At 42.8% G+C, this 26,118-nt stretch carries 14 protein-coding genes; 7 read left to right on the forward strand and 7 right to left on the reverse strand.

The genetic code is table 11. The annotated features are described in order from the left end of the window. Window positions 1-642: 642 nt before the first annotated feature. The 7 genes from ACE1AT_RS17795 to ACE1AT_RS17825 all read right to left on the reverse strand — a co-directional run bounded on the left by ACE1AT_RS17795 (window position 643) and on the right by ACE1AT_RS17825 (window position 11,416). Window positions 643-1,113 carry a HetP family heterocyst commitment protein gene (locus ACE1AT_RS17795; RefSeq protein ID WP_374870656.1) on the reverse strand — a complete coding sequence of 157 codons (471 nt, stop codon included), beginning with the start codon at window positions 1,111-1,113 and terminating at the stop codon, window positions 643-645. Between the two features lie 69 nt (window positions 1,114-1,182). Next, the gene (locus ACE1AT_RS17800) at window positions 1,183-2,064 is read right to left on the reverse strand and encodes an HlyD family secretion protein (RefSeq protein ID WP_374870658.1); all 882 of its coding nucleotides are present in this window, start codon (window positions 2,062-2,064) and stop codon (window positions 1,183-1,185) included. Window positions 2,065-3,035: 971 nt separating this feature from the next. Further along, on the reverse strand, window positions 3,036-6,278 hold the full coding sequence (locus ACE1AT_RS17805; RefSeq protein WP_374870660.1) for a cysteine peptidase family C39 domain-containing protein: 3,243 nt from the start codon (window positions 6,276-6,278) through the stop codon (window positions 3,036-3,038). 952 nt (window positions 6,279-7,230) lie between these two features. After that, window positions 7,231-9,672: a GH116 family glycosyl hydrolase gene (locus tag ACE1AT_RS17810; protein WP_374870662.1), complete on the reverse strand. Its 2,442-nt coding sequence runs from the start codon at window positions 9,670-9,672 to the stop codon at window positions 7,231-7,233. A gap of 135 nt (window positions 9,673-9,807) precedes the next feature. Continuing rightward, complete coding sequence (locus ACE1AT_RS17815; RefSeq protein ID WP_374870663.1) at window positions 9,808-10,239, reverse strand: GFA family protein; 432 nt, start codon at window positions 10,237-10,239, stop codon at window positions 9,808-9,810. Window positions 10,240-10,432: 193 nt separating this feature from the next. Beyond that, entirely contained in the window at window positions 10,433-10,975 is a 543-nt protein-coding gene (locus ACE1AT_RS17820; RefSeq protein ID WP_374870665.1) for a GIY-YIG nuclease family protein, read from the reverse strand. Window positions 10,976-11,083: 108 nt separating this feature from the next. After that, on the reverse strand, window positions 11,084-11,416 hold the full coding sequence (locus ACE1AT_RS17825; RefSeq protein ID WP_374870667.1) for a hypothetical protein: 333 nt from the start codon (window positions 11,414-11,416) through the stop codon (window positions 11,084-11,086). A 286-nt stretch (window positions 11,417-11,702) separates the two neighbouring features. Here ACE1AT_RS17825 and rpsT point away from each other — a divergent pair, with 286 nt between their 5' ends. The 7 genes from rpsT (at window position 11,703) to ACE1AT_RS17860 (ending at window position 26,094) form a co-directional block, all read left to right on the forward strand. Further along, window positions 11,703-12,008 carry a 30S ribosomal protein S20 gene (rpsT, locus tag ACE1AT_RS17830; protein ID WP_374870669.1) on the forward strand — a complete coding sequence of 102 codons (306 nt, stop codon included), beginning with the start codon at window positions 11,703-11,705 and terminating at the stop codon, window positions 12,006-12,008. 86 nt (window positions 12,009-12,094) lie between these two features. Further along, window positions 12,095-12,880 carry a TatD family hydrolase gene (locus tag ACE1AT_RS17835; RefSeq protein WP_374870671.1) on the forward strand — a complete coding sequence of 262 codons (786 nt, stop codon included), beginning with the start codon at window positions 12,095-12,097 and terminating at the stop codon, window positions 12,878-12,880. 652 nt (window positions 12,881-13,532) lie between these two features. Further along, window positions 13,533-16,856 carry a DNA-directed RNA polymerase subunit beta gene (gene rpoB / locus ACE1AT_RS17840; protein WP_374870673.1) on the forward strand — a complete coding sequence of 1,108 codons (3,324 nt, stop codon included), beginning with the start codon at window positions 13,533-13,535 and terminating at the stop codon, window positions 16,854-16,856. Window positions 16,857-17,055: 199 nt separating this feature from the next. Beyond that, complete coding sequence (locus ACE1AT_RS17845; protein WP_374870675.1) at window positions 17,056-18,933, forward strand: DNA-directed RNA polymerase subunit gamma; 1,878 nt, start codon at window positions 17,056-17,058, stop codon at window positions 18,931-18,933. Between the two features lie 150 nt (window positions 18,934-19,083). Continuing rightward, the gene (locus ACE1AT_RS17850) at window positions 19,084-23,130 is read left to right on the forward strand and encodes a DNA-directed RNA polymerase subunit beta'' (protein WP_374870677.1); all 4,047 of its coding nucleotides are present in this window, start codon (window positions 19,084-19,086) and stop codon (window positions 23,128-23,130) included. 1,041 nt (window positions 23,131-24,171) lie between these two features. Then, window positions 24,172-25,473: a histidinol dehydrogenase gene (gene hisD / locus ACE1AT_RS17855; RefSeq protein WP_374870679.1), complete on the forward strand. Its 1,302-nt coding sequence runs from the start codon at window positions 24,172-24,174 to the stop codon at window positions 25,471-25,473. A gap of 195 nt (window positions 25,474-25,668) precedes the next feature. Then, window positions 25,669-26,094: a universal stress protein gene (locus ACE1AT_RS17860; RefSeq protein ID WP_374870681.1), complete on the forward strand. Its 426-nt coding sequence runs from the start codon at window positions 25,669-25,671 to the stop codon at window positions 26,092-26,094. The last annotated feature ends 24 nt before the right edge of the window (window positions 26,095-26,118 follow it).

A 26,118-nucleotide genomic window follows, 5' to 3' on the forward strand; every position in this document is an offset into this window, starting at 1 on the left:
CGCGGCTGATCGCAGAGTAACCCAACATTATCAAGGCTTTGTTGGGTTTCGCTTGCACTCAACCCAACCTACATTTCTTCTTAACTGAACCGTATTGGACTATAATGTTGGGTTTCGCTGTCGCTACACCCAACCTACAAAACTACAGTTCTCAAAGTAGACGTGGTTAAGATCCCCGACTTTTTGAATAAGTCGGGGATCTTTTATATTTTGTAGAGGTACATAGTCATACGCCCCTACTATCTGCATCTGTGGCCTGATTCCAACGAAAAGATATTAAATCTTTTCAAGAGTTATGAATTATCAGTTATCAGTGAATTCCCATAAGTAAAACTGGGGAATTAAAACAACTACAAATTTGTATTTTCCTACCTAAATAAATTTAATAGCACCAGATAATTTTAAATCTGATAACTGATCAGCCTGCCATAGCATAGATTGCTAACTAGTGGTCTGTCACATCAATTTTGCTTAGTAATGGGAGGTTGGTAGTGAGGACTTTAGTCCTCTTTGATCGCTACTTTAAGGGCTAGAGCCACTTACTACAAACTCCGTATACTTTGTGTAGTGAAGGTACTAGCATGGCAGCTGATATGAAACTCAACCAGGTGTATTTCTGAATTTCTCGACTCAAGAGATAATTTAGTTAGCTTCACAGTATTTGAATGATAAATCTTGAGTCTTCTCTGGTCTGAGTTCCGCTTGCATTGATTGATATTCCTCAACTTGAGTTGCTAACCACTGATCTTGATGACCACCACGAATTTCTCTTTTTTGCTTACCAACTACCTCCAGATAGGCAAGATCCTTAATTTTGCTTAAGCAGCTTTGTGAGGGATTGCTATCAGATTTTTTCTCAGAGGGTAGTTTAGCGATTTTGAGATTGTCGTTGCGCTGTTGGTTAACTCTTTTGAGTTGTGAGTTTTCTTTGATCAATCGGTTGTAGGTACGGTAAGGAATGTAATGCAAAGGATTGTAGCCAGCAAACCGCAGTATTAAAACACAAGCCCAAGAATACTTACCTGCAAGAATCGCTTCAACTAACTGATCAAATTGTTCTGGGTTAAGAGTTTTCTCAAAGTTGCTAGTAGCGCTAGATATGTTTTGGTTCATGGTGCTGTTGTCCTAGATAAAGTAAATAAGTTTGTTAGTTGCTGTAGTGAAGAGTGACCCAATCAAAATTTAGAAATCGCTTTCGCTGTTGTGCAATTCCTTCATTGGTCTAAGGAACAGATCCGCAACACGGCGATTGTGAATGATTTTGGCTGTAACTACTTGTCCATCCGTGAGTTTGATGGTTGGATTATCGCCATCTAAGGCTATTTCTAAGCGATGAACCCAATCTAATTTCTTATCTGTTTGAGCATCGCTGGAGACTGATACAACCCTTCCTGAGAGGATGTTGTGATTTCCATTGCTTTGACCAGCCTTGTCAAGTTCTGGGCGCTGGGAGTCAACTTTGAGTTTTATTTCTACTAGGTCTCCTTGATCAACAAAGGCTGTTTTTTGGGAGGGTTGTATAGTCAAGAAAACTGAAGATGCATCGGTTCGAGTAATTTCAGCGATGATTTGCTTGGGTTTAACTTCCTCACCAGTACTACGGTTATTTAAAGAGGACACAACCCCATCTACAGGTTCATAAAGAGCTTTTCGCGGTGGTTGAGGTTGAGCAAGCTGTTGTGATAGTGCAAACTTTCCTTGAACTTGAGTGACTTGTTGTATTTTTCCAGTACAAGCCCAAGTGAATACAGTTGCAAAAAAAGCTAGACCGCCTAACAAAATTAGGTGAGGAACAATAGAAGGCTGCTGCTCTAATACTTTTTGCAAAGTTCTAGAGTAATTACTTGTACTTGTAATTCCTGTCTGGAAAGTTTTGGTTTTTGCGGTTTGGATATTTGTAGGTAGTTTTGATAAAACCGCTTCTACTGAAGCGACACTACCCCCGTAGATTGATGCCATTTCAGGAGTTAAAGCGTAACAGGGATGCACGTCCTGTAAATTAATTTCTAAACATCCTGATTGGCTTGAGGCTTCGACTGCATTTAACCTGATGATTCTGTTCATGAGCTGACCTAAAATCGGAAACCTGACTATGTATGAGTTTTAGGTTTGATAAGGCAATGACTGAGGCCAAAATTTACCTTGGGTCATCTTTGTTGATTGGTATGAAATAAGTCTCCGTTCGGCTCTTAGTAGATGCAGTTTTGCCCTTTTAAATATTTGGCTTACTCCTAATTTAATTACTTTCCCCTGGCTTTTTTATGTAGTGATTTACACCAAAAATTAGAAGTTTATTAAGTGACACTGCTATTCTTCTACAAGAGCAATGAAACAATATTCATTCTTGATGTTCAAGGGCAACATTCGTATTTATACTATTTTTTCCCATGAATGTCATCTGCCAATTTTTCATTTTTTTTGTTCAATGTAGTTAATATGCTTTCCTATTTAAATAATTATTATACAACTCAGATTTTGTCCACTAGTGTTAAATACAGTAGGGGTTTCGCCCCTCACCTACTATTAATTTGTTGCTTGTATTTTTTTTCAATTATCGGGAAATTCATTATGTAGTTTATTGATGAGTTCTCGATAAATATAAATACGCATGTGTGATGTCATCCAGATTTACGTGACCGGAAAATTGATAATGTTTTTTACTTTTGTTGCTAGATAATATTGTTCGCATTTCCAGCCAAAAGCTTATCTGGTGAGACTTCCAGATTAGCATTTTATTGCAAATTTCCGGTGAAAATCTTGTTAATTTTGCTTGAAAATAAGCACAATACTCTGATAAATAGTTGTGGATTTTACACTTTTATGGTATGATTTTTAAGGAACTTAAAACAATATATGTGTTAGAAAGTAAAATCATCACAAAAAGTTTTTTGACATAGCAAAAGCAGCGGTTAACGCTTGTACGAAGTTATGAAATGCCGCGACTGCAAATAAAATGAGTCGAAATTCATATTCCTAAGTATCTTCAAAAATGATTTGCATCCTTTCTGCACCACAACTAATTGATATAAGTGCGATTACAGATGCAATTGCTGTTGAGCTAAATGGTAATAAAGACCCTGAGTTGTCATTAATTCTTGATGATTTCCCTGTTCAATAAGGATACCTCGGTCTAAAACCAAAATATGGTCAGCATGGCGAATAGTAGAAAGATGATTGGAAACAAAGAAAATGGTACGTGCTTGATGAATGGAAGTCTTGCTGGAGTGATGGAAGCGAGCGAGATTTTGTGGAAATTGGTGTTTAAAGGCGTTATCTAGGCAACTATTAGCTTCATCTAGAATTAGAATACGTGGATTTTTGACTAAGGCGCGGGCGATCGCAATCTTTTGGCGTTGTTCACCACTCAGAATCATTCCTCCCTCACCGACACGGGTGTTGTAACCCAAAGGTAGTGCTTGGATAAAGCTGTGTGCTTCTGCAACTTTCGCGGTGGCGATCGCTTCCTCCGGTGAAATCTCTGAATCAAACATTGTGATATTTTCTAAAATGCTGCCAGCAAACAGAAAAATATCTTGCGGTATTACCCCTAATTGATTACGCAACGACTGGGGAGAAACATTAGCAATATTGTGACCATCAATTAAAATACGTCCGCTATTGGGACGATATAAACCAGCCAGTAAATTAACTAAGGTACTTTTACCAGCACCATGAGTACCAACAATCCCTACAGTTTGCCCTGCTTTGACCTCAAAGGAAATATTGTGCAAGGTATCCTGTTCTGCATTGGCATTGTAACGAAAACAAACTCGTTCAAACTGGGTATCACCCTGAACTTGAGGTAACACCATTTGCGGTTTTTGGGTATGTTCTTCTGGTTGGGTAGTTAGAACATCATCTAAACGTTCAGCACAAATCAATACTTCTTGCAACTCATCCCACAACTTCACCAGTGCTAAAACAGGATTGATCGTACTGCCAATGAGCATATTAAAAGCAACAAATTGACCAATTGACATCTGGTTGCCTATGACCAAGGTTGCCCCATACCATAGTAAAAACGTGATCCCCAGATGATTAATCAAACTAGTTGCTAGCTGTAAATTATTAGCTAGTTTTTGACCCCGAAATCTTGTTTGGACGGTGTCGGTAAAACTTTCCTCCCAACGCCAACGCATAGGACGTTCAGCAGCAGTTGTTTTTACAGTGGTGACACCAGTAATAATTTCTCTGATTGTGGAATATTGAACTGCTGATTTTTGATAAAGTTCTCGTGAGGCATTTTTGAGAAGTGGACTAGTTGCAGCAGTCACAATCACAATCGGTAGAATCACAATCAAGACAATCAGAGTCAGGCGTAAGTTGTAATACGCCATTAATCCTAAGAAAACAACCACCATCAGCGCATCTAGGGTAGTGCTAACCGCTTGTTTGGTGAAAAATACTTGAATTTTGCGGTTTTCTTGAATCCGAGTAATAATGTCTCCTGGCTGACGGGAAGCAAAAAACTGCAATGGTAAGCGCAGGGTATAGCTGATAAAACCACCCAGTAACGTCAAATCCATGCGGTTGGAAAAATAGTCCAGCAGATATTGACGCACTGCTTGGACGATAATCCGCCAGATGCCAAAAAATAGAAACCCAAAGGTGAATATATTCAGGGTCAGAGAACTTTTATATGGCAGAACTTGGTCAAGTACAACCTGAGTAATCAGGGGTGCAGCTAGACCAAACACTGTTAACAGAACTGAAGCTAGAACGATTTGACCAAGTAATTCCCGGTGATGCCAAAAAGCGTGCCAAAATTCTCCCAAGGAAACTTTTTTGTGCTTTTGAGCGTTTAAGTGTTTAGTTGGAAATAAAATGAGGGCGTATCCTGTCCAGTTAGTTTCAAATTCTTCGCGCAGAAGCGATCGCTTACCAATTGCTGGATCACAAATCAAGACGCGATCGCCTTTAACTCGCCAAACAACTACGTAGTGAATCCCTTGCCAATGAGCAATCCAAGGGTTAGCCTGCAACTCTAATTTACTCAAAGAAGCCCTAACTGGTAAAGCATCATAACCCAGGGTTTCTGCTGCATCTGCCAAAGCCGAAAGAGAAGCACCCATGCGGTCTGTCTGCGCGAGATTTCGTAACGTGTTCAGGCTAAAACGCTTACCCCAGTAGAGGCTAATCATCGCCAAACACGCAGCACCACAATCAGACGAACTCTGCTGTTGGATAAAAGGATAGCGACGCCACAGCTTACTTACTGACCAACGCTGGCTTCTCGGTTGCCAAAAATTCATCTCTGCATGGGTATTTTCAGAAGACACAGCAACAGAAACACCATCTGGATCTTCCTCCTGTTCCCGTTCTCTTGCCGCGTCCGTGTATTCCCGTCTCCGTGTATCCCCGCGTCTATGTATCCCCGCGTCCCCTTGTCCCCCTTGTCCCCCTTGTCCCCTGTCCCCAATCCCCGATCCCTTATCCCCAATCCCCGATCCCCGATCCCCGATCTCCGATCCCTTATCCCCAATCCCCAATCCCCGATCCTCTTGTGCAATTTCTTGAGGTAGGTGGTATAATATTAAATCTGTTTTTGCAATCCAGCCTGGGATTGTGAGATCGGGATATCCCCAGCCTTCTCCTACTTGTGGTGGCTGAACTTCTGGCGTGGGACTAACAATTTTTCCACACATCAGCCAAAAGCGTCCCTTTGAGGGGGGAGTTGCTTGCACAAGGGTTGAGCCAGCACTGACTTTGGTTTGTTCCAGGTATGGTAAAAGCTGTTGCAAAGAATGGCTAGTATGCGAACTTAATTCTGTGGCAAGTTTGAAAAAAATCAAAGTTTGGCGATCGCAGGTTATTTTTCGCAAGTAGCTTTTTAAATTAGGTAGTTGTTGTAACCATTGTTTGAGTTCATCTACATGTATAGATGCCAACAACCCATCACTAGCTGCAACTGCTCGATAAGGTAGAGATTGACAGTGGAATAAGTAATCTACTCCAAAGGTTTGCTGTGCTAATAGCAACTGAGTAGATACCTCTCGTTCCAACTTTGGATCAAATCCTAGTAGCCGGACTCGACCTTGGCAAACTAAGAAAAGAAAATCATCATGATTTTCTGTTTGTCTAGCGATCGCACAACTAGCCAAATTATCCCCTAATTGAAACTCACGCAAAACCCAAACTTGAGTAAAGTCGGATGCGAGGGTTGTATCTTCTGTAGCTATCCTGAAAAGCTTGAGGATAGTCTCCTTTGGATTGGAAAAGCACCGATTATGGGTATGAATATACTCTCCCTGACCCCGTAACGACGAATACGAGTTCATGATTTAATCTCTGATGCTTGGGCAAGCTGATAGAATTCCCGTTGATAAAGTCAAACTCAATAGCTTTGGCTTCATAAGGACAGTTTGAGCCTTCGCCAATCTCGATTTTTTGTATTTTTGATCACTTAATCACTTTCCTTTGTTTTTGCAGTCTGTTTTTAAGAACGATAGTTTGTCAAAAAATTCTCACTAACAAAACATTATTTAATTTTTTGTTAGTTATTAACCACCTGTTTTGAGGCATTGTTATAGAATTTTGATAATTTTAGTCAAGATTTTTTGGCAATTTACCAGAATTTTACCAAGCTTTGAATCCGTGTTTACCATTTTGTTTCTTTTTGATTTGGGTCTTCCAGCACTTTGATACAAGTCCGGAATTCTTTGAAATTTTAGTTTTCTACTTAGATAAACGAGTATCTGCTCAAGTAATGTCTCAAGATAAGGGTGTAATTACCAGAAAAGATTTAGACAAAAATCTTTTTATTCTTGAATTTTTTGAGTAACCAACAGAAATTTGCTCATCGCGGTCTTCATTGTTCCAAAGGCTACAACTCAAAATTCAACGTTGTAAACAACCAACTCTAGTTCTGAGTTAACAAAATTCAGAACGATCTGAACTATTACCATGAATTGCCCCCTTGACTTTTCTTGAGAGCTTAATGTCTTGGATCTGTGACAAAAGACAGAAAAACTATCGTATTACCATTTCTTCAGGAGAATGCAATAAATAGTTTTCTGAGCAAGTAGTCATGCATCCATAGGTTTGTTGCATTTATTTTGAGAATTCATATTAGTCCATTACAAGCAATTAAGATAAAAACCGGATTTTTTATCTTAATGATCAAATTAAAGATGGGGATCGGGAGATCAGGGATCAGGGACAAGGGGGACAAGGAGGACAAGGGAGAAAATAAACACTAATGACAAATGACCAATGACAAATGACCAATGACTATTGTACAGACGCGATTAATCGCGTCTCTACTAAATAAATTCCCCAAATTGCCATTGCGCGTAGATAGGTACTAGCACGGAAAGTACCGACAGCAGTGATCGCTTCTGGGGTGCGGAATTGTAATCCATTTTCATAAACTTGCCGAACTACAGCTTCTGTCAACTTCATAGCTTCGTCTTTCATATCCATCTGCACCATAAAAGCTGCTAAACCAAAGTTGATCCCCGTCCAGACTTCTAAGGGATGGGTAGCTTTCGGGTTTTCTGGTGAACCATCAGGACGAAGACCATTAGCAGCACCAAACTGACCATGATGAAACTTCAGGAAACAAGCGTTGTAGACAGTTTGCAATGCAGATAAAGCGCGATCGCGTTGTACAATATCAGGTAATCCCAGCAGTCTAGCGTAGAATTGTCCACACAATTGATCTGCCATCACTACATCCGAACCACTTTCGCTATCTAGTCGATAATATTGCCCATTCCAGAGTTTTTCTTCATAAATCGGGCGAGATTGTGTTAACCAAGTTTCGTAAATAGATTTTTGTTCTTTGATCTCTTCTGTACTTTCTCTATCTCTGCAATTTGTTATCAAAACATCACAAATTGCGATCGCAGCTTCTAACGCTGCTAACCATAATCCACCACAATAGGCACTGACTCCCTGTAGCCGCCAGTCATCAAAAGTTTGATCAGGCGCACCAGAATTTTCCGGAATTCCGTCTTTATCTATGTCAAAAGTTTTTAGATAGTTGAGGGTTTCTACAATGGCATTCCAGCAATCTGCCAAAAATTTGATATCAACAGCACCAGTAAACAGAAAATCGCGGTATACCTGCAAAACAAAGTCGCAACCTAAATCCTTCCACAAGTTGCAATCTTGGTAGCTAGTATAATTTGTCTTCTCCCAAACGTGTTCATTCGGTGCGCCCAAATCATGAGGTGTTGCTCCTGCGACTTTACGGACAGCAAAAGGACTTTCTGCACCAATAGTATAATAGTAACCAATTACACGAGTATTAGCATCGCTCATGGGAATCGCCCGTGCAAAAGCACGTATTACCGCCTTCTCCAATTCTGGAAACAGCATCAACAGAGCAAAAGAACCATAAAGCCGCACATCTAAACTTTCATACCAACGGTAGTCTAGGCACTCCAACACCGCAAACTGTCCGATAGGATCGCGTTCACTTGCCGCACTCCAGAGAGTACCACCAGCAGTCAGATCGTAAAGCTCATTAAATAAAGCCATCTTAAACCAGTCTGGCAAATCTGCACGGTCAAGAATGGGTTGTTGCCATGCTTGAATCTGCGCTTGCCAAGCTTGGTATTGTTGTAGTGCAATTGATGCGATCGCCCAGGCATTACTACCATGAGTACCAAAAAAATCTGTATATCTGCGGTGATAATTTATGCCAGCAGCAAATTCTGTTACTGGAAAATCCCAACTGAGAACAAAAGGAATCTCTAGTGTTTCCCCTGGTAGCAAAGTGAAACGTATAGCAAGGGCTGCTGCAATCTGTTCATTTTCAACTGCTGAGGAATGGTCTAGATAATTTGGTAACGATCCATCTTGAGCAAAGCTTTGCCATACATCCTCACCACTGCCTGTAGGCTGCCAACGGTTATGGTAAAAAATTTCTAGTTTGGGATGTTTGCGGGTAGCGATGCACCACTGTCCTTCTCCCTCTTGGACAGGTTCATTAATATCAACACGACCTAGAACACAACCAATATATTCAGTATTTTCAACTACTTGATTAAAATTATCTTTACTTTCGCCCAAACGCGGCTGATACTCGTAAACTGGACTACCATCATCCCGCAACCGTACTTCTGGGGATTTCAAAGCATTAGTAAACCAGCCCACCATATTTTGCCAAGTGAGCATAATACTTAAAGTAATAGGTGCGTTAGTTGGATTGTGTGCAGTCCAGACAAACACTGCTACAGGGTAGCTAGTTTCTTGATAATTATTTGCCCAGATCGGAGAAAATTGTTCACAGGTTAACTGAGCTTTATATACTCCTTCATAAACGAACCAACTGCGCGGATAAAGGGCATGATAGGTTCCAGTAATTTTTGATTTTTCATTTTTAATTGTTGGATACCACTCCCACGTAGCCAAACTACCATCCTCTGGTGGCTGTGTACATAAAGCGTAGGCTTGGGAGTCAGCACCATCAGATTCAAATATACTAAATTGACAAGGGGCGATCACTTGAAACACATGTTCGCCACCGTCGATGTGCCAGAAATTAAAATCTCCTCGCGAAGAACGACCGATACAACCTGCACCAAAGCCACCTAAAGGCATTCCGTGCCAAGGCCCGTCATCAATATTGCTAGCGTAGCGAACAGTGTAAGGTTGATCCCAGCCTAAACCAATGGGACGATTCCAAGTACAAGAGGGGATTTGCGGGGAGGTTTGATTTGTCATCGCCTGAGTTGACAGTGTGCAGTCACGATTAAAGAAGACTAACGCGATGTGTAAATTTTCTCAAGTTGTCTGGCAAATAGGTAAGCTAATCTTCTCATCAACTGCAAATAACTTTGAACCCAGCAGCAGCTTGATTCAATCCGCTGCAACAGAGTTGTTAGGTGGCGGCAACTTGGCAAACTTGGGCAAATCTGGATTCAAATAATCCCACGGTTGAGCACTGGCAACGTAAATTTCTGCCTGGGGCTTGAACCAGCTTGGATCATCTAGACTCCCTGCCTGAATACTGATAATGTCAGGATTTGCAGGTGTGCCAAACAAGCGGGAGCCACAGTGGGGACAGAAACCACGACTGACCAAGTTGCCGCTATCACCTGTCACACCGTAATATTTCACTTCTCCGAGAATGGTCACAGCACTGCGAGGTACAATCAGCGCGGCGGCAAATGCACTGCCTGTTGCTCGCTGGCAATCACGACAGTGGCAAATTCCCATTCCAATGGGTTCTGCTGAACATTCGTAGCGGATAGCTCCGCACATACAACCGCCAGTAAAACGTGTTGTCATTGAGAATATCCCACCTTTCGTTGTCAAAAGCTCGGTAAGCTCACAGACCTTACACAGCCTTATATCTTATTCCAACCCAACATTTTTTTAGAACATCCATATTTGGACATTATACAGAACCGCAACCTGTTCCTACATAGTGAAGAATAAACACCAAGTTGAGAAGCAGATTTATCTTTAGATTAAAGTAGATTTATTTCAAATCCAATAACCCCTCTTCCTTCAACTTGGGATTAAATCGCACTTGGGTTTGCAAACCTCGTCCTTCTAAAACTTTCAAAATCTCCGCCTCGACTCGTCGCGCTATATTTTTAATAATTTTGATTTTCGTGATTTCATCAATAGAATTTTCATAATTCGCCTGTTCTTCAGCCGTCATTACTGCTTTAGCATCTATTGGCTGTGTCCATTTTTCTCTATCATCCGCATTACCAGCAGGTACAGAGCCATTTTCTTCTATCCAAGCTTTTTCAATATTTTCTAACACTGCACGGCTGGGGCGTTCAATCGTTTGGACTTTCACCCAATAACATTTTTGTGGCTGGCGGACTATGTGTTGTCTGAGGCTAAGATAAACATCACGAGAATACCCCACAAATTGCAGAATTTTTTGCTGGTCAAAAATCGCGTAGACTCCGATTTTGCCTTGTAAATATTCCGGTAATTGACCAGCTTCATCAATATAAGGGATATATTCTAAGTTTGCTAAAGAAGGAATGTTTGTGTCTGTCGTCATAATAAATAGTTAGTACTCAGTAACGAGTAGTAGTTAGTAGGGATGCAAAGATTGCGTCCTTAGATTACAATTGTGGTTAGTAAGTGATATTTTTGTCCCGCCCAGTTCCTAGTTTCTGATTCCTAATTTCTTATAAACAGCACAAAGGCGACTAGGTTGAAATATTTTGGCTGTGAACATGAAGTTAGGTGGAACGTTAATAATGACGTACTCGTCCGACTCATGATATTGTTCAAACTCTGGTGGCATTCCTTTAGGAGTGGTTGTACTGTAAGGGACTGGCTGAAAAAGCAATTCTGTGAATTCTACTTGTTCACACTGTAAGTTTTGGCAAATTTGATTTAAAAATGCTTCACTAGTCAATAATTTATACAGGTTCTCTTTTGCGTGTGGTTCAAGAGTAAAACTGCCATCAAAATTTTTGATTATTTTCAAAGCCATATTCTTAGAAATAATTTTGACCTACTGAGTGATTACTGTTAGCAGAGAAAGATAGCTTTTGATGATGACAAATTATGAAGATGGGGATAGGTGATCGGAGACAAGGGAGACAAGGGAAAAATAACTCACGCCTGATCCCCAATCCCCGATCCCCAATCCCCAGATATGTAGACTCAAATACAAAAACCTGACTTTTTTCTCAGAAATCTTAACATTGGCATTTTGGATGCTATATTAGTAAATCTAGTAGTGTGTGTACATATTTATAGTCTTTCTGGAACTGACTGTGGCGAATACAAAGTCTGCTCTCAAGCGCGCTAAAATCGCAGAGCGCAATCGTTTAAGGAATAAATCTTATAAATCAGCTGTCAAGACGCTGATGAAGAAATACTTTGCTGCGGTAGAAACCTATGCAGCAAACCCAACCCCTGAATCAAATGAAGAAGTCCAAACTCGGATGTCGGAAGCTTACAGCAAAATTGATAAAGCTGTGAAGCGAGGTGTCCTCCACCCCAACAATGGAGCTAGAAAAAAATCTAGACTAGCTCAAAGATTAAAAGCCCACACCCAACCAGCAGTAACTGCATCATAGTCAATAGTCAATTGTCAATAGTCAATTGTCACTAAACTTTTGACTATAGACTCTTGACTATGGACTGTTGACTAAATAAATAAACAATGCAGCTAATAGATACCCACGTTCACATCAACTTTGATGTTTTCCAGTCAGATTTAGAAACAGTACGATCGCGATGGCAAGAAGCGGGTGTAGTGCATTTAGTCCACTCCTGTGTCGAGCCAGATGAATTTTCTAGTATTGTGGCTTTAGCTCATCAGTTTCCCGAACTTAGCTTTGCAGTAGGTTTACATCCTTTAGATGCAGACAAATGGAACAATCAAACAGCAGATGAGATCAAATCTCTGGCTCTATCTGATCCGAAAGTAGTAGCAATTGGGGAAATGGGGCTAGATTTTTACAAAGCTGACAATTACGAACAGCAATACCTGGTGTTTGAAGCACAGCTGAGGTTAGCGGCTGAACTCAATTTACCAGTGATCATCCACTGCCGTAATGCTACAGCAGAAGTCAGGGAGGTACTGCAAAAATGGAAAAATCTCAAAGGTGAGACTGTACGAGGTGTAATGCACTGCTGGGGGGGAACGCCAGAAGAAACTCAATGGTTTCTAGATTTAGGTTTTTATATCAGCTTTAGCGGTACTGTCACCTTTAAAAACGCTAAACAAATTCAAGAATCTGCTGCGATGGTGAGAAGCGATCGCCTGTTGATTGAAACAGACTGTCCTTTTCTCGCACCAGTGCCAAAACGGGGTGAAAAACGTAACGAACCCGCCTATGTTCGCTACGTGGCTGAACAAGTAGCCCGCCTACGAGGAGAAACCACTGATGCGATCGCAGCTCTGACTACCCAAAATGCCTGCAAATTATTCGGTTTGACGCTATAAAAATAATGTATTACGTGTATTTTTTATGACTATCTCTGTAAAAGAAAATTTTAGGTGACAAAAATATGATATTATTGTACCCTCCAAAAAATATTGACTTGCGCCATAATGTTTAAGGAGGCAAATTACTGATTTCCCTGCTTTTGTTGTACTACTATTCACTTGATCATCCTCCTAAGCTCCACACATGATGCTAAAAATCTATAACTACCCACTTCCCACTCAGGTAGAGCTAGATTTTGGCTCCATCATTAAAGTTATACAAATTTATAAACGAAGTTTTTTGTGAGTATTATCCGCCAATCCCAAGCTAGATAAATAAGTCGCAAGCTGAGAAAATTATTTGCTCAGTACTAGGATATCATCGCTTTGGGTTAAAGACACCACAGTCTTGTGAAAGGTAACTGTCAAACGAACTGCGTCAATGCAGAACGCGGTTTTCGGAGGAGAAGTGAACAGAGCAAAACACACTAGGGCAAAACTGAAGTATCTTCTGTTTTTGGAAATCCAGCAAAGGGAGCAAATACCCTCTTGCCAAAATTGCTATTTCCAGGTTTAATTGCTCCATTTGCCTACACCTGCACATAGCAGGTGGTGTAAGGAGAAGTTCCCACACACCAACAAGTTTAACCAGGTTGACAAAGGTAGAGGCATGACTAACGACACAATAATGGAACCCGCCTTTTTGTTGCCCGACTTAATTGAAATCCAGCGTTCTAGTTTTCGTTGGTTTTTAGAAGAAGGGCTAATCGAAGAACTTAACTCCTTTAGTCCCATTACTGACTACACTGGCAAACTTGAACTGCACTTTTTAGGTCAGAATTACAAGCTGAAGGAACCAAAGTACGACGTTGACGAAGCAAAGCGGCGGGATAGCACTTACGCTGTCCAAATGTATGTTCCCACACGTTTGATCAATAAAGAAACGGGGGAAATCAAAGAACAAGAAGTATTTATTGGAGACCTGCCTCTGATGACAGATCGCGGCACGTTTATTATTAACGGTGCAGAGCGAGTGATTGTCAACCAGATCGTGCGATCGCCAGGAGTTTACTACAAATCAGAAATTGACAAAAACGGACGGCGTACTTATTCAGCTAGTTTAATTCCTAACCGAGGGGCTTGGCTGAAATTTGAAACAGACCGTAACGACTTAGTGTGGGTACGCATCGACAAAACCCGCAAATTGTCGGCCCAAGTGCTATTAAAAGCATTGGGATTGTCAGATAACGAAATCTTTGACGCCCTGCGCCACCCCGAATATTTCCAAAAAACCATTGAAAAAGAAGGGCAATTCTCTGAAGAAGAAGCCCTAATGGAACTGTATCGCAAACTGCGTCCGGGTGAACCACCGACAGTCTTGGGTGGACAACAACTCCTAGACTCTCGCTTCTTTGATCCTAAGCGCTATGACTTAGGGCGGGTCGGACGCTATAAACTCAACAAAAAACTACGTCTACAAGTACCAGAAACAATGCGGGTACTAACCCCCCAAGATATCTTGGCAGCGGTGGATTACCTAATTAACCTGGAATACGATATTGGTAGCATAGACGACATTGACCACCTCGGAAATCGCCGGGTTAGAAGCGTCGGCGAGTTGCTGCAAAACCAAGTCAGAGTTGGATTAAACCGTTTGGAGCGGATTATTCGCGAGCGGATGACTGTATCCGATGCCGAAGTTCTTACCCCTGCTTCCTTAGTTAACCCTAAACCTTTGGTAGCAGCAATTAAAGAATTTTTTGGCTCCAGCCAATTGTCGCAGTTCATGGATCAAACCAACCCCTTAGCAGAGTTGACCCACAAACGCCGTCTGTCTGCCCTTGGTCCTGGTGGTTTGACTCGCGAACGTGCCGGTTTCGCCGTCCGAGATATTCACCCATCGCACTACGGACGTATTTGCCCAATTGAAACACCAGAAGGTCCCAACGCTGGTTTGATTGGTTCCTTAGCGACCCATGCACGGGTAAACCTATACGGCTTTTTAGAAACGCCCTTCCGTCCTGTAGAAAATGGACGCGTCAGGTACGATATCCAACCAACTTACATGACCGCCGATGAAGAAGACGACTTCCGGGTGGCGGCGGGAGATGCGCCAATTGATGAAAATGGTCATCTCATTGGTCCCGAAGTACCTGTACGCTACCGTCAGGAATTCTCCACCACAACAGCAGAACAAGTAGACTATATCGCAGTCTCTCCCGTACAAATTGTGTCGGTAGCTACGAGCATGATTCCCTTCTTGGAGCATGACGACGCCAACCGCGCTTTGATGGGATCGAACATGCAACGGCAGGCGGTACCCCTACTCAAACCAGAGCGTCCCTTGGTAGGCACGGGCTTAGAAGCTCAGGGAGCTAGAGACTCTGGGATGGTGATTGTCTCCCGCACCGACGGCGACGTCACATATGCAGATGCGACCAAAATTCGTGTACGCCCACGACTACGCCCAGGAGAAGAAAGTGCTAAACCTCCTGCGGAAATTGAATACATCATATCTAAGTACCAACGCTCCAACCAAGATACTTGCCTCAACCAAAAACCCCTCGTCCGTATGGGTGAACGGGTTGTTGCTGGTCAAGTGCTAGCAGATGGTTCCTCAACCGAAGGCGGAGAATTGGCTCTGGGACAAAATATCGTCGTCGCTTATATGCCTTGGGAAGGCTATAACTACGAAGACGCGATTTTGATTTCCGAAAGATTGGTACAAGATGATATTTACACCTCAATTCACATTGAAAAATATGAAATTGAGGCCAGACAAACAAAACTTGGACCAGAAGAAATCACCAGAGAAATTCCTAACGTCGGTGAAGACGCCCTGCGAAATTTAGATGAACAGGGAATTATCCGCATTGGTGCATGGGTAGAAGCCGGAGATATTCTGGTTGGTAAAGTTACTCCTAAAGGTGAATCTGATCAACCACCCGAAGAAAAATTATTGCGAGCAATCTTCGGTGAAAAAGCACGAGATGTCCGCGATAACTCCTTGCGTGTACCCAATGGTGAAAAGGGACGTGTTGTAGACGTACGGATATTCACCCGCGAACAAGGCGACGAACTACCACCCGGAGCCAACATGGTAGTGCGGGTGTACGTAGCCCAGAAGCGGAAAATCCAAGTCGGCGACAAAATGGCAGGACGCCACGGCAATAAGGGGATTATTTCCAAGATATTGCCAATCGAAGACATGCCCTATTTGCCTGATGGCTCACCAGTCGATATCGTCCTCAACCCCTTGGGTGTACCCAGCCGGATGAACGTCGGACAAGTATTTGAGTGTCTGTTGGGTTGGGCTGGCCACATCATGGGAATGCGATTTAAGATTACGCCCTTTGATGAAATGTACGGTCAGGAAGCATCCCGGACGATTGTGCATGGCAAATTGCAAGAAGCACGAGATGAAACTGGCAAAAACTGGGTATTTAACCCAGATGATCCAGGCAAAATTCTGGTCTATGACGGTCGTACAGGGGAACCCTTTGACCGACCTGTGACTGTGGGTGTGGCTTATATGCTGAAACTGGTACACCTAGTAGACGATAAGATCCATGCTCGTTCCACTGGCCCATACTCCTTGGTGACTCAACAGCCCTTGGGTGGTAAAGCTCAACAAGGTGGTCAGCGATTTGGAGAAATGGAAGTGTGGGCATTGGAAGCCTTTGGTGCAGCTTACACTTTGCAGGAATTGCTGACAGTTAAATCCGACGATATGCAAGGGCGCAATGAAGCACTCAATGCAATTGTCAAAGGTAAAGCCATTCCTCGACCAGGAACACCAGAGTCTTTCAAAGTGTTAATGCGAGAATTGCAATCTCTAGGTTTGGATATTGCCGTCCATAAGGTGGAAACTCAAACAGATGGTAGTACCGTAGACGTAGAAGTTGATTTGATGGCAGACAATAACGCCCGTCGTACACCTCCACGTCCGACCTACGAATCCCTAAGCCGCGAGTCGATGGAAGAAGAGGAATAGTCAATAGTCCATTGTCAAAGCAAATGACCATTGTACAGACGCGATTAATCGCGTCTCTAGACCATTCTACAGACGCGATTAATCGCGTCTCTACTATTGACCCTTGACTACTGGCTAAAACTAAATACTCCTCCCACTAGCACGGTTAATTATGCCCGTGTTGTTTGTGAAGTCATAACTTAAACGCAGCATTAAACAAATGAGAAACGCCCAAACTAATCAGTTTGACTACGTTAAAATTGGCTTGGCATCGCCCGAACGTATTCGTCAGTGGGGTGAAAGAACACTACCAAATGGTCAAGTCGTTGGTGAAGTCACTAAACCAGAGACGATTAACTACCGGACTCTGAAACCAGAGATGGATGGCTTGTTTTGCGAGCGCATCTTTGGCCCCGCAAAAGATTGGGAATGTCATTGCGGTAAGTATAAAAGAGTACGTCATCGTGGAATTGTTTGCGAACGTTGTGGTGTGGAAGTTACCGAATCGCGAGTACGTCGTCACCGCATGGGTTACATTAAACTCGCTGCGCCTGTAGCTCACGTTTGGTATCTCAAAGGTATTCCTAGTTATATCTCCATCCTCTTGGATATGCCCCTGCGGGATGTAGAGCAAATAGTTTATTTCAATTCCTATGTAGTTCTTAGCCCTGGTAATGCTGAAACCCTAAGTTATAAACAATTACTTAGTGAAGACCAATGGCTAGAAATTGAAGATCAGATTTACAGCGAAGATTCTACTTTACAAGGTGTAGAGGTCGGCATTGGTGCAGAGGCATTACTGCGTTTACTTGCTGATATTAACCTCGAACAAGAAGCTGAAAATTTGCGCGAAGAAATTACCACCGCCAAAGGTCAAAAACGAGCAAAGCTAATTAAGCGTTTGCGGGTAATTGATAACTTTATTGCCACCGGCTCGAAGCCAGAGTGGATGGTGATGGCTGTAATTCCCGTAATTCCGCCAGATTTACGCCCGATGGTGCAGCTTGATGGTGGACGCTTTGCAACCAGCGACTTGAATGATTTGTATCGTCGGGTAATTAACCGCAATAACCGTCTGGCGCGCTTACAAGAAATATTAGCTCCGGAGATTATCGTTCGCAACGAGAAGCGGATGCTGCAAGAAGCGGTAGACGCATTAATTGATAATGGTCGGCGGGGACGGACAGTAGTTGGAGCAAATAATCGTCCCTTAAAATCTTTGTCAGACATTATTGAGGGTAAACAAGGGCGTTTCCGGCAAAACTTGTTGGGTAAACGGGTAGACTACTCCGGACGTTCCGTAATTGTGGTCGGGCCAAAGTTGCATATCCACCAATGTGGTTTACCACGGGAAATGGCTATTGAGCTATTCCAGCCGTTTGTGATCCACCGCCTGATTCGTAGTGGCATGGTAAACAATATTAAAGCTGCGAAAAAACTTATTTCCCGCTCCGACCCCAGTGTTTGGGATGTGTTGGAAGAAGTAATTGAAGGACACCCCGTTTTACTCAACCGCGCTCCGACACTGCACCGCTTGGGTATTCAGGCTTTTGAACCAATTTTGGTAGAAGGAAGGGCGATCCAGCTACACCCGTTAGTATGTCCAGCTTTTAACGCTGACTTTGACGGAGACCAAATGGCAGTACATGTACCGTTATCCCTGGAATCACAAGCAGAAGCACGATTATTGATGTTGGCTTCTAACAACATTTTGTCTCCTGCTACAGGTAAGCCGATCATTACACCTAGCCAAGACATGGTGTTAGGTTCCTATTACTTAACCGCAGAAAATCCCCACGCTACTAAAGGTGCAGGACGATATTTTGCTTCTTTAGAAGATGTGATCATGGCTTTCGAGCAGGATCAAGTAGAACTGCACGCCTACGTCTATGTCCGTTACGACGGTGAAGTTGAGTCAGGTCAACCGGATCATGAGCCACAGGAAGTGACCAAAAATGATGATGGTAGCGTGACTAAGTTGTATAAATACCGTCGAGTTAGAGAAGATGCTCAAGGTCAAGTTATTTCGCAGTATATTTACACAACTCCAGGTCGCGTAATTTACAACAAAGCAATTCAAGAAGCGATCGCAAGTTAGGAAGTGTTGTTAGTTGGTTATACCCTCCGGGTTCGCCAGGTGCTTGATGCCGGGGAACCCGTCCACCGCACTGGCTCACCGCTTACGCGTCTATGTAACAACCAACTAACAACCAACCATCAACCGTCAACCACCAACAACTATTGACAAATGACTAACGACAAAATGGTTTTCCGCAATCGCGTTGTTGACAAAGGTCAACTGCGAAACTTGATTTCTTGGTCGTTTACACACTATGGTACAGCCCGGACGGCTGTGATGGCGGACAAATTAAAAGAATTAGGCTTCCGCTATGCTACCAAAGCTGGGGTTTCGATCAGCGTAGAAGACTTGATGGTGCCTCCTTCCAAGCGATCGCTCCTCGAAGCCGCAGAAGCAGAAATTCGCGCCACTGAAGAACGTTACCAACGTGGGGAAATTACGGAAGTAGAGCGTTTCCAAAAAGTAATTGATACCTGGAACGGAACTTCTGAAGCCCTGAAAGATGAAGTTGTCACCCACTTCAAAAAGACAAACCCCCTCAACTCCGTGTACATGATGGCATTCTCTGGAGCTAGGGGTAATATCTCTCAGGTACGGCAATTGGTAGGTATGCGGGGACTGATGGCAGATCCACAAGGAGAAATTATCGACTTGCCGATCAAAACCAACTTCCGAGAAGGACTCACCGTAACCGAGTACATTATTTCTTCCTATGGTGCGCGCAAGGGCTTGGTAGATACCGCCCTCCGCACAGCAGACTCCGGTTATCTCACTCGTCGTCTGGTAGACGTTTCCCAGGATGTAATTATCCGCGAATTTGACTGCGGTACTACCAGAGGAATCCCCATCCGGGACATGACTGAAGGTAGTAAAGTCCTGATTAGGCTAGAAACCCGCCTCATGGGACGAGTAGTAGGGGAAGATGTAGTACATCCAACTACAGGTGAAGTCATTGCACCCCGAAATACGCCCATTTCTGATGATCTGGCAAGAATAATTGAAAAATCAGGTGTGACTGAAGTAGTTGTGCGATCGCCCTTGACTTGCGAAGCCGCGCGATCGGTTTGTCAACATTGCTATGGCTGGAGTTTAGCCCATGCCAAAATGGTGGATTTGGGTGAAGCTGTCGGTATTATTGCTGCCCAAAGTATCGGTGAACCAGGTACGCAGTTAACGATGCGTACTTTCCACACAGGTGGTGTGTTCACTGGGGAAGTTGCTAAACAAGAACGTGCTGTAATTGATGGTACAGTTCGTTTCCCCCGCCGCCTGCGGACAAGACCCTATCGTACCCGTCACGGTGAAGATGCTTTATATGTAGAAGCCAACGGTACGTTAACTTTGGATGCTGGTAACTCAACCACAAAGGAAATTGCTCTTACTCAAGGTTCAACACTGTACGTTGTAGATGGACAAAAAGTCAAGCAAGGTCAGTTGATTGCAGAAGTGGCGCTTGGCGGACGCACAACCCGTGCTAATACAGAAAAAGCTGTGAAAGACGTAGCTTCTGATTTAGCAGGAGAGGTTAAGTTTGCTGATGTTGTCGCAGAACAAAAAACAGACCGTCAAGGTAACACTACCACTACAGCCGCACGAGGTGGTTTGATTTGGATTTTGTCAGGGGAAGTTTACAACTTACCACCTGGTGCCGAATTGGTGGTCAAAGAAAACGATACTATTGCTACCAATGGTGTTTTGGCAGAAACCAAACTTACCACTCAGCATGGTGGTGTGGTGCGTTTACCAGAAGCAACCCCAGGCAAATCAACGCGGGAAATTGAAATTATTACAGCTTCTGTAGTTTTAGATCAAGCTACAGTTACTGTCCAAAGCTCTCAAGGTAAAAATAACTACTTAGTTAGTACTGGGAACAACCAAGTATTCAACCTCAGAGCAACCCCAGGCACCAAAGTTCAAAACGGTCAGGTAGTTGCTGAGTTAATTGACGATCGCTATCGTACGACCACTGGTGGAATGCTCAGATACGCCGGTGTAGAAGTCCAGAAAAAAGGCAAAGCCAAACAAGGTTACGAAGTGGTGCAGGGAGGAAGCTTATTATGGATTCCCGAAGAAACCCACGAAGTTAACAAAGACATCTCCTTGTTATTGGTTGAAGATGGTCAGTATGTTGAAGCTGGTACTGAGGTAGTTAAAGATATCTTCTGCCAAAATAATGGTGTCATCGAAGTCACCCAGAAAAATGACATTCTGCGGGAAGTGGTGATTAAGCCCGGAGAACTGCTGATGGTCGATGATCCAGAAGCAGTCATGAGCAAGGATAATACTTTTATCCAACCTGGTGAAGAATTACTGGGGCAAACCTTTAATGAACTACGCTACATTCAGTACGTGGAAACACCAGAAGGCCCAGCTTTATTGATTCGTTCAGTAGTTGAGTATGCCGTACCAAACTACCCTGATGTGCCATCTACCACATCCGTGAGTCAGCAAACAGCTCGTTCGATTGAGTTGCGGGCGGTACAACGTTTACCCTACAAAGATTCTGAGCGTGTTAAATGTGTTGAAGGCGTAGAATTGCTGCGAACCCAACTAGTTTTGGAAATTGAGCAAGAAGACGAACAAGACCATACGGCTTCCCCCTTAGCAGCAGATATTGAATTGGTTGCTGATGCCGATGATCCAGAAATACAGCGTTTACAGCTGGTGATTTTGGAATCTTTAACAGTTCGTCGAGATATTACTGCTGATGCTACTCAAGGTAGTACGAATACAACCCTTGAGGTCGAAGACGGACAAACCATTGCTCCTGGTGCAGTGGTAGCACGTACCCAAATTTTGTGTAAAGAAGGCGGTATCGTGCGGGGCGTCAAAAAAGGTACGGAAGCTGTTCGTCGTTGCTTAGTGTTGCGTAAACAACACGATATGCTGAGGATGAGTACTGCTGTCCAGCCCAAATTTAAGCCGGGTGACTTGATAGTAGAAGGTACAGAAATAGTTCCAGGAGTCTTTGCTGAAGAATCTGGGCAAGTTGTAGCAGTGAAAAAAGCAGAAAGTGCAGGGGAAACTGGGTCTGACGAATCAGCGCTTACAACTCAAAACTACTCTGTTACCATTCGTGTTGGTCGTCCTTACCGCGTCAGTGCTGGTGCGATCTTACAAGTAGAAGATGGGGATTTAGTACAGCGCGGTGATAACTTGGTATTGCTGGTGTTTGAACGCGCCAAGACAGGAGACATCATCCAAGGTTTACCGAGAATTGAAGAACTCCTCGAAGCCCGTAAGCCCAAAGAAGCATGTATTTTGGCGAAGAGATCAGGAGAAGTCAAGGTCATCTATGGTGATGGTGATGAAGCGATCGCTGTCAAGGTCATCGAACCCAACGGTGTGGTTACAGATTACCCAATCGGGCCAGGACAAAATCTAGTAGTCACCGATGGCCAAACAATCACTGCGGGACAAACACTCACAGATGGGCCTGCAAATCCCCATGAAATCTTAGAAGTCTTCTTTAACCTTGGTTCGGAAGATGGAGTTTATGCTTGCGCCAGCCATGCTTTGCAGAAAGTACAAACTTTCCTTGTGAATGAAGTGCAACTAGTTTATCAATCTCAAGGGATTGATATTGCCGACAAACATATTGAAGTAATTGTCCGACAAATGACGGCAAAAGTCCGGGTCGATGATGGTGGTGACACCACGATGCTACCTGGTGAATTGGTAGAACTGCGTCAAATCGAGCAGGTAAACGAAGCTATGGCAATTACTGGTGGTGCAAGGGCGCAATATACTCCTGTACTACTGGGTATTACCAAAGCATCTTTGAATACTGATAGCTTTATTTCTGCTGCGTCCTTCCAAGAAACGACACGGGTCTTAACCGAAGCTGCGATCGAAGGTAAATCTGACTGGTTACGTGGTTTGAAAGAGAACGTGATTATCGGGCGGTTGATTCCTGCTGGTACAGGCTTTAATACTTATGAAGAATCTGGTATAGTCGAAGACTATACTGATTCTTTCAGCAATAGTGTCTTGGATGAAGTTGAAGATCCATTAGATATGGTGCTGGACGATCGCACAGCCCGTACCTACAACTTAGACTCTCCAACTCTAGGAATGGGAGAAGCTACTTATGGCGGTAGACCAAAGTCAATTTTGGATGATGATGATTTGATTCCTGATGAAATCAACGATCTGACAGAAGATGACGAAGACGGCTACGACGAAGATGATTTCGAGGACGAAGACGACGAATAAACTAGCGTAGTCATAAATATAGGTGGGGATGTAGCCGAATTCACTATATCCCCACTTTTTATTAGCCTGTCTGTAATATTGAGAAAAAACTAACAATACCAATTTATGAAACCTGAGCAAGAATTCGCATAAACGTCCATCTTGAAAAGAGGAGTTTTTCAAAAAGGACATTATGTAGGTTGGGTTACACTCCGTTCCACCCAACCTACAAAACTACAGTTCTCAAAGTAGACGTGGTTTAACTATCTTCTACTTACATTCTGAGAAAAATCTATGTTGTTAAATTAGTGACAGAAATCCCATGATTATTTGTAGGAAGATAAATTAAGTATATCTACTCTGTGAGTTTTTAGTTTAGGTAATTTGCAAACACTTGCTGAAAATTGATCTGGTTCTTATGAAGATATAAATTTTGATTTGACTAGAGAGTATTTATGAAAGCCTCTTTATATTTTGTTTTCACCGCTAGAAATACGTTAAAATTAGGTACTCGATAAATTTAGTTATCTCATTCACCACCCGTTATCAAGTGGTTGCAATAGCCTGAAATTTAGTGTGTCCTCAAATGATATGTATTGATAGAGGTAATCAAGTGTGAACAGGTAAACTCTAAAGCTCAAAATATAGACATCCTGGTATTTGTGTCTATACAGTAATTTTAGCTACTAAATTAAAAACATAGGCAAAAAGTATACTCAGAGCCTACCTATGCAATCAAAAGCCGATTAAATGTGAAAACCAACCATATCCCAAATTTAGGGATATGACGAATAATAAACCAAGTTAACAATTGGCTTGCTTACTGTTGAGAGCAAATAGCCAAAATTTTCTGAGTCATGCTCAAATAGCCGAAAATCAACCAGAATAACCATAATTTAGTGGCCTTTGTAAAGAATTTTATGCTACAAACCTTGGAAGTATCAAAAAAATCCAGGTTAAGCTAGAAAAGAGAGTTAGTGTTAGCTACCCTTCCCCCTTGGGGCAAGAAGCAAAGCTCATTCTCAAGCGGGAATATTTTAAAGTTGGCATTGTCCTTACTCCATGCTGCGAATCATTACTCAGCAGGCAGACGTCAGATCAGAATTACAAAGGATCTGCGATCGCACCAATGACGAACAGGTACTTCATAAAGAAGCAACAGTGCGGGAAGTGTTGCAAGCGGTGAAGCGCCAAGGTGATAAAGCTGTACTGCATTACACAGAAGAATTTGACCATCAAATTCTCAAACTAGAAGAACTACGGGTTACAGGATCAGAAATAGATGCTGCTTATCAACAGGTCTCGAAAGAACTGGTGGAAGCAATTAGATTGGCTTGTCGCCAAATCGAAGCGTTTCACCGCCAACGAGTTCCAAAAAGCTGGGTAAACTTTGAAGATGACGAAATAGTTCTCGGTAAACGGTATACACCTGTAGACCGAGCAGGAATATACGTACCTGGCGGTCGTGCAGCATACCCAAGTACCGTGTTAATGAATGCAATTCCAGCCCAGGTAGCGGGAGTACCCCGTATAATTATGGTGACTCCACCAGGAGCAAGTAAAACAATTTACCCATCAGTGTTAGTAGCCGCCCAAGAAGTTGGGTTACAAGAAATTTATCGTGTCGGGGGAGCGCAAGCGATCGCAGCTTTAGCCTATGGCACAAAAACAATTCCTAAAGTTGATGTCATCGCTGGCCCAGGTAATATTTATGTAACCTTGGCAAAAAAACTCGTCTATGGCACAGTCGGGATTGATTGTTTGGCAGGACCAAGCGAAGTGCTGATTATTGCCGATGAAACTGCAAATCCCGTTCATGTTGCAGCAGATATGCTAGCACAAGCTGAACATGATCCAATGGCAGCAGCAATCTTGTTGACGACAGATCCGGCTTTAGCTAAAAACGTGCAAGTTGCTGTAGAAAGACAACTAATAGATCACCCCAGACGCACCCTCACAGAAAAAGCACTTGCCCACTACGGTTTAATTGTGATTGTAGAATCACTACAGGCAGCAGCTGAACTTTCTAACGAATTTGCCCCCGAACACCTAGAACTAGAAGTTGAAGATCCTTGGGCAGTGCTAGCATGGATTCGTCATGCTGGTGCTATTTTCCTGGGTTACTCCACACCGGAAGCCGTAGGAGACTACATTGCTGGTCCCAGCCATACCTTACCGACCTCTGGATCAGCTCGCTACGCTTCGCCACTAGGAGTCGAAACCTTCCTAAAACATTCAAGTATTATCCAGTACTCACAAACTGCCTTGGAAAAAGTAGCGGGTGCAATTGATGCATTAGCAGCAGCTGAAGGTTTACCCTCTCATGCTAATTCAGTCAAACGGCGAATTCAAAAAGAGGAATAAATCATATTGTTGGTTGTTAATAGTTGATAGTTGGTTGTTAGCCTCACAAACAAGAATTATTAAATTTTCTCCAGACTTTTGACAAAAATCAAATTGTAGTATCAAACTTAAAATTTAAGCCTACATTAACCTTAGTATAATTTTGAAAATAATCAATTTTAATCGCAGGGGTTTGCACTTTTGGAGATACAAGCCGTGCTAAAGACTATTTTGGTTGCTCTAGACTCTTCAGGCATTGCAGAGCGGGTCATTGAGACTTTAAACGATTTAGTATTACCAAAAGACAGCAAGGTTGTCCTTTGTCATGTTTTTCCTCCCCCTGACTCAGAAATGCAACTAGCTGCTGATCGCCCTCACTCAGATTCCCAAGTTCTTTCTTCTTTACAGGTTGAAAAACTATTACAATCCTACCAAACGCAGTTGCCTGTTGCTAGTGAAATAGAATTAGTCACCGGCGATCCAGCAGAAGAAATAATCCGCCTTGCCAACATTTACAAAGCTGATTTAATTGTGATCGGTAGTCGTGGATTGACTGGTATGAACCGAATTGTTCAAGGTTCAGTCAGTAGTCAAGTAGTAGAAGAAGCCCATTGTTCTGTGTTGGTGGTTAAGCCAAGGTGACATAAGCAGGGGAGAAAATAAGCA

The sequence above is a fragment of the Pelatocladus sp. BLCC-F211 genome, assembly GCF_041928655.1.
GTDB lineage: Bacteria > Cyanobacteriota > Cyanobacteriia > Cyanobacteriales > Nostocaceae > Pelatocladus.